Raw genomic sequence first — 12,378 nt, 5'->3', positions numbered from 1 at the left:
TGACAACGCGCTCGCAGTCCGCTAACTCGCGTATTGAACATCTACCGAAAAGCGCGTGAAACCAAGTTTGGAATAAACCGCCAAAGCCGGTGAATTGTCACCCTCGACATAAAGAATGATCTGCCGGAGACCGCGGTCGCGCAGATACCGCAAACCGGCCAAGGTGAGGGCTTTGCCCAGTCCGCCGCCCTGTGCCGACGGGTCGACGCCGACCACGTACACCTCGCCGACCGGCTCGCCGCCGAAGCGCTTCGGGTCGGCCGCGTGCACCTTGGTCCAGTGGAAGCCGACGACCTTGCCCTCGGCGTCCTCGGCGAGGAAGAAGCCGTCGGGGTCGAACCACGCCTTCTTTTCGGTGGCGCGCAGCTCGTCGACGGTGAGGCTGCCCTGCTCGGGGTGCCAGTCGAAGGCGCGGGCGTTGACGTCGATGACCGCCTGCTCGTCCTGGCCCTTTACGAAGGTGCGGAGCTCGATGGCGGGCGCGGGCCAGTCCTTGACCTCGGTGTGCAGGATGAGCAGCTCGCGGGCGCGCACGAGGCCCTGTCGCTCGGCGATCTCGGCCGCGGCCGGATGGTCGCCGTGTGCCCAGATACGCAGCGGTCCCTTGACGGACAGCGCCTGGACGAGCGAGCCGCCGTAGCCCTTGCGCCGATGCTCCGGGTGCACGAACAGCTCGGCGACCTGGTTGCCGAACGCGTCGCCGCCGGTGTCGAGGTGCGCGTAGCCGACGAGCTCGCCGTCGACGCTCGCGAGCAGATGCTTGCCGCCCTGGAACGGGAAACCGTCCTCGATCTCCGGCTTGCCGTCGACGTCGGCGACGGCCTTGAGCAGGTCCGTCACCCGCGACTCGTCCGTGCCGAGTTCACTCACCCACACCGCGTTCAGCATGAAGCCAACCTACCGGGGCACACTGGGCGCATGCCGGTGAAAGCCAAGGTTCGGGACGCTTGCCGTGCCTTCCTGCCCGCGGGTGACGAGATCCGCTACGTGTTCCCCGCGAGTTCGACGAACTTCGACGGCGAGCGGGCGTGGGCCGCCGTCGGCGGCATCAACTACCTGGTCGTGGTCACCGATCGGCGCATCGTGGTGATCGCCTGCAGCAACTGGCGGCGCTACAAGCCCAAGACGGTATGGGAGGTCTACCCGAGGTCGACGCTGTTCGGCCCGGTCAAAGGCCACCCGTCGTTCGGCCCGACCATCAACTTCGGCGGGCTGGCGCTCGAGATCGACGACGAGTACGTGTCCGTGATCCGCGCGGCCGACCTCGAGGTCGAGGGCGACCTGCCCGTGGATCCGCTGCCTGACCTCTAGTGAGAGGTGAGCTCCGTGGCGTCGGCGGGCGCCTGCACCGGCAGCTTCGGCGTGGACCCGCCCTTCGACGGGCGCTCGAACTTGTAGCCGACGTTGCGGACGGTGCCGATCATCTGCTCGTGCTCGGGGCCGAGCTTGGCGCGCAGGCGCCGGACGTGGACGTCGACCGTGCGCGTGCCACCGAAGAAGTCGTAGCCCCAGACCTCCTGCAGCAGCTGCGCGCGGGTGAACACCCGGCCGGCGTGCTGCGCGAGGTACTTGAGCAGCTCGAACTCCTTGTACGTGAGCTCGAGGGTGCGCTTCTTCAGCCTGGCGGTGTACGTGGCCTCGTCGATCACCAGTTCGCCGACGCGCAGTTCCGCGTCGACCTGGGACGATCCGCCGTCGCGTGTGGTGGCCAGCCGCAGGCGGGCGTCGACCTCGGCGGGGCCCGCGGTGGGGAGAAGAATGTCGTCCGTGCGCCATTCGGCGCTGACCGCGACCAGTCCGCCTTCGCCGACCACGGCGATGATGGGCGTCGAGCCTTCGTCGTCACCGGTACCCTTGAGCAAACGGCACAGGCTCTTCGCGGAAGCGAGGTCGCTGCGGGCGTCCAAGAGGATGACGTCACGGTGCCCGGCGTCGAGGAGCGCGGTGACCTCGGGCGCACGCACACGCACGGTGTGCGGGAGCAGATCGAGAGCGGGCAGCACCGAGGTGGCATCCGCCTCGGGAGTAAGTACCAGAAGATCCAGGCTCATGCGCCCACACCGCCTTCACGTCAGTTACGTCGCCTCGAACACGTCGCTGGGTCGGTGCTAAGTGAGAATAGCGGGTGAACGCGAGAAAGACCTCCCCCCTGCCGGGTCCATCACACCTGGTGAGACCGTGGAGGCCAGTCGCAAGCGAGCAGATCGGACTAAATGGTGAGCAGGCCAGTAGCCCAGCAGGACCGCGCGATGGAGCAGCCGGCACCGCGGCGCAAGGGGCGGCGCACACGCAGGCTGATCATCATTTTCTTGGTGCTGGCAGCGATTCTGGTCGGCGCGGACTTCGGCATGGCCGCGTTCGCCGAGCACGAGATCTCGCAGAAGGCGCGCGAGCAGCTCAAGCTGAGCGACGACCCGTCGGTGTCCATCAAGGGCTTCCCGTTCCTCACGCAGGCGCTCGGCGGTGACTACGGTCACATCTCGGTCTACGCCTCCGGGGTGCCCGTCAACGACCAGCTGCGCGACGTCGAGCTGAACGCCGAGCTCTACGACGTCATCGCGCCGCTGAGCGACGTGCTGAACGGCAACACCAAGTCGATCACCATCGGCAAGCTCGACGGCCAGGTCACGCTGAAGGCCAGCGACATCGCGCGCATCGCGCCGCTGGACAAGATCGAGAACCTGCGGATCGACCCGTCCAGCGAGGAGTACGTCGAGACCGGCGTCGACACCAAGAAGAAGGACACCACCACGACCAACCCCGACGGCTCCGAGATCAAGGACGACGCCAAGGCAGGCGTCCGGATGTCGGGCGAGCTGCAGATCGCCGGTCAGAAGGTGGAGATCTTCTGCTTCGCGATGATCGAGCTGAAGGATGGCGCGATCACGTTCGCGCCGAAGCGGCTGCAGTACGGGAATGACAAGGAGACCACGGTCGTTGAGGACATCATCCAGGCGAAGTTCCTGAAGACGTTCGAAGCGACCGTGAAGCCGGGCGACCTGCCGTTCCAGGTCAAGCCGACCGGTGTGAAGGTCAACCAGGGCTCGGTGACCATCAAGGGCGAGATGCGCGACGTGACGTTCGCGGGATTGCCGGTTAAGGGGAAGTAAGTGACCGGGGTGTGGGTGCTGCTGGGCACGCTGGTGCTCGGCGGGGTGGTGGGTCTCGTCCTGCGTGCCAGGAACGGCCGGATCAGCGCTGCCCGCACCCATGACCTTCCCGATGTGGTCGCCGCGGCTCTGGACCCGGCGGCCTCGGTGACACTGGTCCAGATCTCGACCACGTTCTGTGCGCCCTGCCGTCACACGCGGGCGATCCTGTCGAACCTCGCGGAGAAGACCGAGGGGTTGCGTTACGTCGACCTCGACGTCACCGAGCAGCCCGAGGTCGCACACGCTTTGTTGGTTTTGCGGACCCCGACCACCCTCGCGTTGGCTTCTGACGGCCGCGAGCTGCTTCGCGTCGGTGGTGTTCCGAAAGCCGCTGACCTGCTCGAAGCCCTGAATCCCTACCTGAATCTCTCGAATTCTGGGATGCATCCCAAGGAATGAACGCTGTTCCCACAGTGAGGGAGCACTGGGTAGGGTCGACGCCGTGAACAGGCGCCTCCTCTTGACGCAACGCCGCGCGGTTGATCTGTGCCGCGTGCGGAGCAGCCTGTGTCCGGCTTGGCGGGCACAGCGCTAGAGCGCGTCCGCGTATCCCTGGTTTTTCGGTGTGTACAAGCACGTCCAATTCAGGAGATGACATGTCAGCAGGACCGGCCGTGGACCCGCGTGGTCCCAGGTTCCAGGCGATTCTGACGACGATCGTGCTCGCGGTGGTGCTGCTCACCCAGTGGTGGCCACTGCTCGCGGCGCAGACCGTGGTCTTCGCCATCGGCGCGTTCATCGGACTGAAGCAGTCGCCGTACGCACTGGTCTACCGGACGCTGGTCGCGCCGAGGCTGAAGCCTTCCGCCGAGCGTGAGGACGCGGCGCCGCTGCGGTTCGCGCAGTCGGTCGGCTTCGTGTTCGCGCTGGTGGGCACGATCGGTTTCGTCACGGGGCTGACCGTGCTCGGCATCGTCGCCACCGCGTTCGCGCTGTTCGCAGCCTTCCTCAACGCCGCGTTCAACTTCTGCCTCGGGTGCGAGATGTACCTGCTGCTCAAGCGGTTCAGCCCCACCACCTCAGCTTCGTAGACCGACTTCCCGAACACACCCAAGAAAGAGAGTGCCGCTCCATGAGCCGTGAAGACGTCCTGGTCACCACCCAGTGGGCCGAGGAGAATCTGGACACCCCCGGCGTCGTGTTCGTCGAGGTCGATGAGGACACCACCGCCTACGACAACGGCCACATCCGCGGCGCCGTGAAGTTCGACTGGCGCAAGGACCTGCAGGACGGGGTGCGCCGCGACTTCGTCAGCAAGGAAGGCTTCGAGGCGCTGCTGTCCTCGAAGGGCATCTCGAACGACGACCGCGTGATCCTCTACGGCGGCAACAACAACTGGTTCGCCGCGTACGCGTACTGGTACTTCACGCTCTACGGCCACGCGAACGTCCAGCTGCTCGACGGCGGCCGCAAGAAGTGGGAGCTCGACGGCCGTGAGCTGAACTCCGACGAGGTCAAGCGCGAGACCACCGACTACAAGGCCAAGGACCAGGACCTCTCCATTCGTGCCTTCCGTGACGAGGTCGTCGCGGCCATCGGCAGCAGCAACTTCGTGGACGTGCGCTCGCCCGACGAGTTCTCCGGCAAGCTGCTCGCGCCCGCGCACCTGCCGCAGGAGCAGTCCCAGGTCCCCGGCCACATCCCCGGCGCGCTGAACGTGCCGTGGGCGAAGGTCGCCAACGAGGACGGCACCTTCAAGACCGAGGAAGAGATCAAGGAGCTGTACGCCGAGGAAGGCCTCGACGAGTCGAAGGGCACCATCGCGTACTGCCGTATCGGTGAGCGCTCGTCGATCGCCTGGGTCGCGCTGCACGAGCTGCTCGGCTACTCGGATGTCAAGAACTACGACGGTTCATGGACGGAATACGGCTCGCTGGTCGGCGTGCCCGTTGAGTTGGGAGCGAAGTAATGGCGGATGACAGCTGCGGCGCACCGGCACAGACGGCCACCCCGGCCGACTACGACACCAAGGGCCAGGTCGTACTGGCCGGCAAGGTGACGTCCTCGGACGCACCGCTGGGCGGAGCCTTCGTCCGCCTGCTCGACGGCAACGGCGACTTCACCGGCGAGGTCGTCTCCTCGGCCGACGGTGACTTCCGCTTCTACGCGGCCCCCGGCAACTGGACCGTCCGCGCCCTGCACCGCAGCGGCAACGGCGAGGCCTCGGTCACGGCCTCCGGCCCCGGCGTCCACCAGCTGGCCATCGCGGTCGCCTGACCCACGCTTCAAAGGCCCCAAAGTCACTTTCGGGACGTGCAACGCCCCGAAAGTGACTTTGGGGCTTTCGTTCAGCGCAAGGACCGGCAGACGACGTATGCACGGTAAGGACTGTCGGGGTCGGTCCTGCTGATGGCGCCGGGACCGGGATCGAAACTCCTGGTGAGGATGCCGGTTTCGACGACAAAGCCGCCCTGTCGACGGCATTTGAGCTTCAGGTCGGAAAAGTCCGCCTGTGCTTCCGCGCGCGTGATGTGGCTGGAGCCTTTCACCGTCCAGGTGCCCTCGGCCGATGCCGCGGTGGTGCTCAGTGCGAGTGCGCAGCCGAACGTGCCGACCAGGATCGCCGCACGTGACCATGAACTGCGCGTTCGGGTGTTCACCGATTCTTCGGACATTTCGACGTCCTTATGGTTGTTGGTCCTTATGACAGTTCGAAGGATCAGCTATGACCCGTCGCCAAACCGGCGTTCCCACACGCCGCGGAGGAAAACCAGGGGAATCCCCCATCGCATGGACTGGGTGCCGGAGAGCGCTGTACCGAAGCCCACAGGGCCGGGGCAGGCGGGGCGGGCTATTCTGCGAGACGTGGAAATCCTGTTTACGAGCCTGCTCGTCCTGGCCGGCCTGGTGATCACCTGGTTCGCCGTGTACGTCGTCTACCGGCTCTACTCGGACCAGCGCTGACCGATGGCCAGTGGTGACGAGGCCATCCAGGCCGCGGAGAAGCGCGCGGAGACCACCCGCCTGCGCAATGTCCCCCAGTTCGACGATCTGCCGATCCCGGCGGACACCGCGAACCTGCGTGAGGGACCGAACCTCAACGACGCGTGCTTGGCGCTGCTGCCGCTCGTCGGCGTGTGGCGCGGCGAGGGTGAGGTCGACTACCCGACGATCGAGGGCCCGTACCGGTTCGGGATGCAGCTCACGATCTCGCACGACGGCAGGCCGTTCCTGATCCACGAAGCCAGGTCATGGCTGCTGGACAAGGATGGCAACGTCATCCGCCCGGCCGCCCGCGAGAGCGGTGTCTGGCGCCCGAAGGACGATGACACCATCGAGCTGCTGCTGGCGCACAACACCGGCATCCTCGAGCTGTTCTACGGCGCCACCCGAGGTCAGGCTTCCTGGGAGCTCGGCACCGACGCGGTCGTGCGGAGTTCGACGGCCAAAGAGGTCACCGGCGCGCAGCGGCTCTACGGGCTCGTCAACAACGGCGACCTCGGCTACGTCGAGGAGCGGGCCATGGTCGGCCAGCCGATGCAGCCGCACACGTCCGCACTGCTGAAGCGGGTTGTCGGTTAGGTAGCCGCCATGCGGTGGCGACGGTACGGCGAGCACGGGGCGCTGATCGAGTTCGATTCGCTGGAGCAGGCGATGGCCGCGCGCGCGACCGTCGAGGCGGCGCGGCCGTCCGACGTCGTCGAACTGGTGCCCGGCGCGCGGAGCCTGCTCGTCGAAGCCCGCCCCGGTTCGCGAGCGCTGGACGAGGTCCGCGCGCTCATCGACGACTTGACGGGTCCGCCGAGCACCGAAGCCCGTGAGATCACCATCGATGTCGTCTACGACGGCGAAGATCTGGAACTCGTCGCGCGCGACGCCGGGATCTCCGAACAGGACGTCGTCGAACTGCATACAGGCGCCGAGTACACAGTGGCCTTCACCGGCTTCGCACCGGGATTCGGCTATCTGACCGGACTTCCCGAGCCGCTCCGGCAGTCCAGATTGGACACGTCGCGGACCCGTGTGCCCGCCGGTTCCGTCGGTGTCGCAGGCGAGTTCACCGGGATCTACCCACGCGAGTCGCCCGGCGGCTGGCGGCTGATCGGCCGGTCCGCCGCCGTCCTGTTCGACCAGCACGCCGGACGACCGGCGTTGCTCGCGCCCGGCGACCGCGTGCGGTTCCGGAGCGTGCGGTGAGGGAGATCGAAATCCTCGATCCCGGCCCGCACGCCTTGATCCAGGATCTCGGCAGGCCGGGCAACGCCCACCTCGGCGTGCCACCGTCCGGCGCGCTGGACGCGGCCGCGCTACGGCTGGCGAACCGGCTGGTGGGCAACGACGAGTCGGCCGCGGGCGTCGAATGCCTGCTCGGTGGCCTGACGCTCAAGGCCCGCGTTCCGTGCACGGTCGCGGTCACCGGCCCGCCGGTCGACGTCCGGCCTGGCGGGTCGCACGTGCCGTTGTTCCTCGGCCCAGGACAGACGCTGAGCGTCGGCACGCCCGAGACCGGGCTCCGCAGCTACGTCGCCATCTCGGGCGGTCTCACGGTCGAACCAGCGCTCGGCAGCCGCTCGCGAGACGTGCTGTCCGCCATCGGTCCCGAGCCGCTCAAGGCCGGCGATGTCCTGCCGCTCGGCGAGCCAGGCGTCGCCCGCGGCTGGGACGTGATCCGGCCGACCGTCGCGCCACCGGAGTTGATCGTCCCGGTGACGCTCGGGCCACGCGACGACTGGTTCGAAGATCCAGCCGAAGGCCTCGCGAAGGCGTGGACCGTGACGTCCGACTCGAACCGCGTCGGGCTCCGGTTCGAGGGGAAACCGTTGCGCCGAGCGGGTGAAATCGCCGAATTGCCCAGTGAGGGTTTACTCACCGGGGCCATCCAGGTGCCCCCGAGCGGGCTACCAGTGCTTTTCCTCGCCGATCATCCGACAACGGGCGGCTATCCGGTCGTCGCGGTGGCCGTCAGGGGCGCACTGAGCGCTCTCGGGCAGGTACGCCCTGGAACCACAGTGCGGTTCCGACCGTCCTGATGATTGTGGAACGAGTATCGGTCTCCGGAGGCAGCGGCACCATCAACGCGGGCGGCAAGATCGTCCGTCCTGAGCTTCAGCAATCGCTGCGCATCGCACTGGCGACCGGCCAGTTACGGCGCCCGCTGAGCACCACCCTGCGCCCGCTGCTCGACCTGCTCGCCGACGGCGACTACGAGCTGCACGGGCCGGAGCCGCTCGCCGACGGCGTCGAGCTCGTCCCGACCGGTGACTGGCCGCCGTCGGACGACACACGCGTGACCTACTACCGGACCGCGATCCGTACCCACCACAAGCCGGTCGCGGTGCTGCTGCACTCCGGCGACCAGGTGTTCATCGTCGACGGGCACCACAAGATCGCCGCGTACCGCGCGGAAGGCGCCCAGCCCGCGACCGTGCGCCTGGTGGCGGACTAGTACTCGCCTTCGTAAGCCGCCATCAGCTCGCCGTAGACGGCTGTCGAGTCCGGCAGCGCCCGGTCGTTCACCGTGTGGATCCGGGTCAGCTTGCGTACCGACGAGGCCATGAAGAGGCCCTCGGCTTCATAAAGGTCCTCGACGCGCAGTGGCTCGTACTTGACCGTCCAGCCCGCCTTCTCCGCGCCGCGGAAGAGCGCGGCCTGCGTCGTGCCCGGCAGGATGCCGATGTCCGACGGCGGCGTGTACAGCGTGCGGCCGCGCACGAGCACGACGGTCGAAGTCGGGCCTTCGAAGATCGAACCGTCGGCGGCGGTGAAAATCACATCATCGGCGCCGCGGCGCTTCGCCTCGCGGATCGCGGCCATGTTGAAGCTGTACGACATCGTCTTCGCGCCCAGCAGCAGCCAGGGCGCGCGCTCGGCGAGCCCGAGGTCGATGCCGCGGTCGAGGGTGACAACCGACACACCCTCGGCGCGGGCGCGCAACACGTTCGGGTCGACCTCGTTGGCGAGCGCGAAAGCGGTCGGGCTGCCACTCGGGTCGCCTTCGATTCCCCTGGTGCAGACGAGTTTCAGCACGAATTCGGGACCGCCGGTCCACTCGCCGATGACCTGCTCGCAGAGCTTTTCCCAAGCCGCGATGTCGATCGGCGGCAGGTCGAGCATGGCCGCGGAGCGCGCCAGCCGGTCCAGGTGCGGGCCCAGTTCGCGGGGCTTCCCGCCGGTCACCAGCACGGTTTCGAACACGCCGTCACCGCGGAGAAGCCCCAGGTCGTCGACGCGAATCTGGGGAGCGTCGGGTGCGGCAAGGGTCCCATCGAGAAAGGCGAGCACGCGCATAACCGACCACGGTACCCAGTGACCCCCAGGGCGTGTTTCCCGGAGCGCGTCCGCGATAGCCGCGCCCAGGCGGCCCCTGGCGGCGCCGCGGGATCCCCCGAGTACAACCCGGTACGAGGGTGATCCCACGGCGCCGCCAGGAACCACCTGGATCACGACTCTCATCGGACGTGCTCCGGGAAACACGCCCTAGTATCGGACGTATGGCCTATCAGTCACCACTGCTCGAACTGCGGGGATCCATCGCCGCGCCCGACGGCCACCCGGAAGCGGGCGTCCCGTGGCACTGGGGTGACCCGTTCGCCGAGCAGCGCACGGCCAGCCGTGGTGCCGCGGTCGTCGACCGGTCGCACCGCGAACTGATCGCGGTCACCGGCGAGGAGCGGCTCTCGTGGCTGCACCTGGTCATCTCCCAGCACATGACCGAGCTGCCGGAGGGCGCGGCCACCGAGGCGCTGGTCCTCGATTCGCAAGGCCGGGTCGAGACGCACATGGCGGTCGCGCAGACCGACGCCACCGTGTGGCTGGACACCGACCCCGGCCCGCAGGTCACCAGCGCGCTGCCGTCCGGCGGCAAGCAGACGCTGCTCCAGTACCTCGAGGCCATGAAGTTCTGGTCCAAAGTAGACATCCGCGATGTCACGGCGGACTTCGCGCTGCTGACCGTGCTCGGCCCCGAGGCCGAGCGCGTGCTGTCCACTGTGGATGTTCAGCTCACGCGCGACGTGGTTTCACTGCCGGGCGGTGGCTTCGCGCGGCGGATGCCGTGGCCTGGCAAGTCCAGTGTCGACCTGGTGGTGCCGCGCGCGGAACTCGACGGCTGGTGGCGCAAGGTGACCGACGCGGGCGCGCGCCCCGTCGGCAGCTGGGCGTTCGACGCGCTGCGCGTCGAGTCGCTGCACGCCAGGATCGGCGTCGACACCGACGACCGCACGATTCCACACGAGGTCAACTGGATCGGCTCGGCCGCGCACGTCGCGAAGGGCTGCTACCGGGGACAGGAGACCGTTTCGAAGGTGCACAACGTCGGCAGGCCGCCGCGCAACATGGTGCTGCTGCATTTGGACGGTTCCCCGGAGATCTCGCCGGAGACCGGCGATCCCGTTGTGCTCGGCGAGCGCACGGTCGGCAGGGTCGGCAGTGTGGTCCAGCATCACGAGCTCGGCCCGATCGCGCTGGCGTTGGTCAAGCGGTCGACGCCGGTCGGCTCGGAACTGCTCGCCGGAGCCGCAGATCGCCAAGTGCAAGCTGCAATCGACCCGGACTCGGTGCCCGCCGAAGGTGCCGCTCCAGGCCGCGAAGCCGCCCAAAGGCTTCGGGGCTAGCGAATTAGACCGACGTATAGCAGGATGTCAAGGTGATCGAAGTCCGGCCCGGTGGGCGCCGACGGATCGACCGCGTACTGGCCGAAGGCTACGTGCGCAATCTTGTTGAGTTGCCGCTGACCGAGTTGCGTGCGCGCAGAGACGAAGTGGCACAAGAGGAAACCGACCTCTCGTACCTGCGCAGACTTTTGCACGCCCGAATCGACATCGTGCGTGCCGAGCAGCAGCGCCGCAGTTCCGGTGGTGAGACCAGCATCGTCGACCAACTGGCTTCGATACTCGCTGACAACGCAGTCTCCTCGTCGCCCGGTCAGGGCCGTCACCAGCAGCTGGAGCCTTCACGGGCCGGTGAGCATCGGCGTCATGCCGAGGCGCTGGTCGGCGATGTCGACCTCTCGGATGTCAGCTCGCTGAGCGAGGAGCGGCTCGAGGGTGCGCTGAAGACGTACACCGAGGCCGAGTCGCAGGTATCGCTGCGCAGGCGTGAGGTGCAGTCCGTGATGGACACGATCAACGGCGAGATCGCCGCGCGGTACCGCAGCGGCACGGCTTCGGTGGACGAGCTGATCAGCCGTGAGCGCGGCCGGACCGGTGAAGGAGCGCAGTGAGCAATCCCGTGCTGGTGGAGGTTGTGCGCTCGGAGGTCGTGGAAAGCGTTCATCGCGGCGCGCTCGTCGTGACCAACCCTGACGGCTCGGTCCGCTTGGCCGTCGGCGACGTCGACCGGCCGATCTACCCGCGCTCGTCGAACAAGCCGTTCCAGGCGCTCGGGATGCTGCGTGCCGGGCTGGACGTCGACGACGAGGACCTGGCTTTCGCGGCCGGCTCGCACAACGGCGAGCCGAAGCACGTCGAGCGGGCGCTGGCGCTGCTGGAGCGGGCAGGCCTCGACCAGTCCGCGCTGGTCTGCCCGTCGGCGTACCCGATGCACGAGACGAGCAAGCTCGCCGCCATCTTCGCGCGCAAGGGCGCCAGCAAGGTGGCGATGAACTGCTCCGGCAAGCACGCCGCGATGCTGCTGACCTGCGTCCAGCGCGGTATGCCGACCGAGGGCTACGAGACGGTCGAGCACGACCTCCAGAAGGTCATCGCGGCGACGTTCCCGGACGTCACGGGTGAGCCCGTCGCGGCGACCGGCATCGACGGCTGCGGGCTGCCGCTCGCGGCCTTCTCACTGACCGGCCTGGCGCGCGCATTCGGCCGCCTGGTCACCTCGCCTTACCTGGAGGAACGCCGCGTCGCGGACGCGATGCGCGCGCACCCGTGGCAGGTCGCGGGCACCGGCCGCGAGGACACGGTCCTGATGCAGGCCGTCGACGGCCTGCTGGCCAAAGGTGGCGCCGAGGGCGTCCACGCGATCTCACTGTCCGACGGCACCGCGGTCGCACTGAAAATCGACGACGGCGCCCAGCGCGCCCGCCCGCCGCTCCTGGTCGCCACCCTGCGCGCGCTCGGCGCGTTGCCCTCGGACAACGCGGCACTCGACCGCATGGGCCGTGGCCACGGCGAGGTCTTCGGCGGCGGCCGCCCGGTCGGCGAACTCCGGGTCCCGCCCTCGGCCCTGGCCAACCTCCAGCCCTGAAAAAAATCCCAATGTGGCTTTCGTCAGCTCAGAGCTGACGAAAGCCACATTGGCGTGCTGAAACCTGACCAATGCCGCATTGGGATTTTTT

Annotated in this window: 17 protein-coding genes; 13 read left to right on the top strand and 4 right to left on the bottom strand. The window is 67.8% G+C overall.

The features are described 5' to 3' along the window. Nucleotides 1-21: 21 nt before the first annotated feature. Nucleotides 22-888: a mycothiol synthase gene (mshD, locus tag ACFV15_RS39535; RefSeq protein WP_378357443.1), complete on the bottom strand. Its 867-nt coding sequence runs from the start codon at nucleotides 886-888 to the stop codon at nucleotides 22-24. Nucleotides 889-918: 30 nt separating this feature from the next. Between mshD and ACFV15_RS39530 the strand changes: the two genes are divergently transcribed. Next, entirely contained in the window at nucleotides 919-1,311 is a 393-nt protein-coding gene (locus ACFV15_RS39530; RefSeq protein ID WP_378357442.1) for a hypothetical protein, read from the top strand. Here ACFV15_RS39530 and ACFV15_RS39525 read toward each other — a convergent pair. Continuing rightward, nucleotides 1,308-2,051, bottom strand: coding sequence for a winged-helix domain-containing protein (locus ACFV15_RS39525; RefSeq protein ID WP_378357440.1), 744 nt, complete (start codon nucleotides 2,049-2,051; stop codon nucleotides 1,308-1,310). The two genes, ACFV15_RS39530 and ACFV15_RS39525, sit on opposite strands and share 4 nt — an antisense overlap. Before the next feature lie 162 nt (nucleotides 2,052-2,213). On the opposite strand from ACFV15_RS39525, the gene ACFV15_RS39520 reads away from it, so the two are divergent. The 5 genes from ACFV15_RS39520 (at nucleotide 2,214) to ACFV15_RS39500 (ending at nucleotide 5,369) form a co-directional block, all read left to right on the top strand. After that, nucleotides 2,214-3,110, top strand: a complete 897-nt coding sequence (locus ACFV15_RS39520; protein WP_378357438.1) for a DUF2993 domain-containing protein — start codon at nucleotides 2,214-2,216, stop codon at nucleotides 3,108-3,110. Continuing rightward, on the top strand, nucleotides 3,111-3,551 hold the full coding sequence (locus tag ACFV15_RS39515; RefSeq protein ID WP_378357436.1) for a TlpA family protein disulfide reductase: 441 nt from the start codon (nucleotides 3,111-3,113) through the stop codon (nucleotides 3,549-3,551). It abuts the gene before it with no gap. A 197-nt stretch (nucleotides 3,552-3,748) separates the two neighbouring features. Next, nucleotides 3,749-4,183 (top strand): DUF4395 domain-containing protein, encoded by a 435-nt coding sequence (locus tag ACFV15_RS39510; protein ID WP_378357434.1) that lies wholly within the window; start codon nucleotides 3,749-3,751, stop codon nucleotides 4,181-4,183. A 41-nt stretch (nucleotides 4,184-4,224) separates the two neighbouring features. Beyond that, nucleotides 4,225-5,061: a sulfurtransferase gene (locus ACFV15_RS39505; protein WP_378357433.1), complete on the top strand. Its 837-nt coding sequence runs from the start codon at nucleotides 4,225-4,227 to the stop codon at nucleotides 5,059-5,061. Beyond that, complete coding sequence (locus tag ACFV15_RS39500; RefSeq protein WP_091288487.1) at nucleotides 5,061-5,369, top strand: DUF1416 domain-containing protein; 309 nt, start codon at nucleotides 5,061-5,063, stop codon at nucleotides 5,367-5,369. Before ACFV15_RS39505 ends, ACFV15_RS39500 begins: the two co-directional genes overlap by 1 nt. A 71-nt stretch (nucleotides 5,370-5,440) precedes the next feature. On the opposite strand, the gene ACFV15_RS39495 is transcribed toward ACFV15_RS39500, so the two are convergent. Next, on the bottom strand, nucleotides 5,441-5,767 hold the full coding sequence (locus ACFV15_RS39495; protein ID WP_378357431.1) for a hypothetical protein: 327 nt from the start codon (nucleotides 5,765-5,767) through the stop codon (nucleotides 5,441-5,443). A 292-nt stretch (nucleotides 5,768-6,059) separates the two neighbouring features. Between ACFV15_RS39495 and ACFV15_RS39490 the strand changes: the two genes are divergently transcribed. The 4 genes from ACFV15_RS39490 to ACFV15_RS39475 are packed head-to-tail and all read left to right on the top strand — an operon-like array spanning nucleotide 6,060 to nucleotide 8,538. Then, entirely contained in the window at nucleotides 6,060-6,674 is a 615-nt protein-coding gene (locus tag ACFV15_RS39490) for an FABP family protein (RefSeq protein ID WP_378357430.1), read from the top strand. 9 nt (nucleotides 6,675-6,683) lie between these two features. Then, nucleotides 6,684-7,289: a 5-oxoprolinase subunit PxpB gene (gene pxpB, locus ACFV15_RS39485; protein WP_378357428.1), complete on the top strand. Its 606-nt coding sequence runs from the start codon at nucleotides 6,684-6,686 to the stop codon at nucleotides 7,287-7,289. Further along, entirely contained in the window at nucleotides 7,286-8,122 is an 837-nt protein-coding gene (locus ACFV15_RS39480; protein ID WP_378357426.1) for a biotin-dependent carboxyltransferase family protein, read from the top strand. The genes pxpB and ACFV15_RS39480 overlap by 4 nt, the downstream gene beginning before the upstream one ends. A gap of 5 nt (nucleotides 8,123-8,127) precedes the next feature. After that, nucleotides 8,128-8,538 carry a hypothetical protein gene (locus ACFV15_RS39475; protein WP_378357424.1) on the top strand — a complete coding sequence of 137 codons (411 nt, stop codon included), beginning with the start codon at nucleotides 8,128-8,130 and terminating at the stop codon, nucleotides 8,536-8,538. Here the strand turns inward: ACFV15_RS39475 and ACFV15_RS39470 are convergent. After that, nucleotides 8,535-9,380 (bottom strand): aminodeoxychorismate lyase, encoded by an 846-nt coding sequence (locus tag ACFV15_RS39470; RefSeq protein WP_378357423.1) that lies wholly within the window; start codon nucleotides 9,378-9,380, stop codon nucleotides 8,535-8,537. The genes ACFV15_RS39475 and ACFV15_RS39470 overlap by 4 nt on opposite strands. Nucleotides 9,381-9,583: 203 nt before the next feature. Between ACFV15_RS39470 and ACFV15_RS39465 the strand changes: the two genes are divergently transcribed. From ACFV15_RS39465 to ACFV15_RS39455, 3 genes are read left to right on the top strand one after another with little or no spacing between them, the layout of a single operon-like run. Continuing rightward, nucleotides 9,584-10,705: a YgfZ/GcvT domain-containing protein gene (locus tag ACFV15_RS39465; protein ID WP_378357422.1), complete on the top strand. Its 1,122-nt coding sequence runs from the start codon at nucleotides 9,584-9,586 to the stop codon at nucleotides 10,703-10,705. 32 nt (nucleotides 10,706-10,737) lie between these two features. After that, entirely contained in the window at nucleotides 10,738-11,313 is a 576-nt protein-coding gene (locus ACFV15_RS39460) for an aerial mycelium formation protein (RefSeq protein ID WP_378357420.1), read from the top strand. Then, nucleotides 11,310-12,287: an asparaginase gene (locus tag ACFV15_RS39455; protein WP_378357418.1), complete on the top strand. Its 978-nt coding sequence runs from the start codon at nucleotides 11,310-11,312 to the stop codon at nucleotides 12,285-12,287. Before ACFV15_RS39460 ends, ACFV15_RS39455 begins: the two co-directional genes overlap by 4 nt. The last annotated feature ends 91 nt before the right edge of the window (nucleotides 12,288-12,378 follow it).

This window comes from Amycolatopsis sp. NPDC059657 (assembly GCF_042734395.1).
In the GTDB taxonomy this organism is placed as follows: Bacteria; Actinomycetota; Actinomycetes; order Mycobacteriales; family Pseudonocardiaceae; genus Amycolatopsis.
This window is presented reverse-complemented; position numbering and strand designations above follow the sequence as displayed.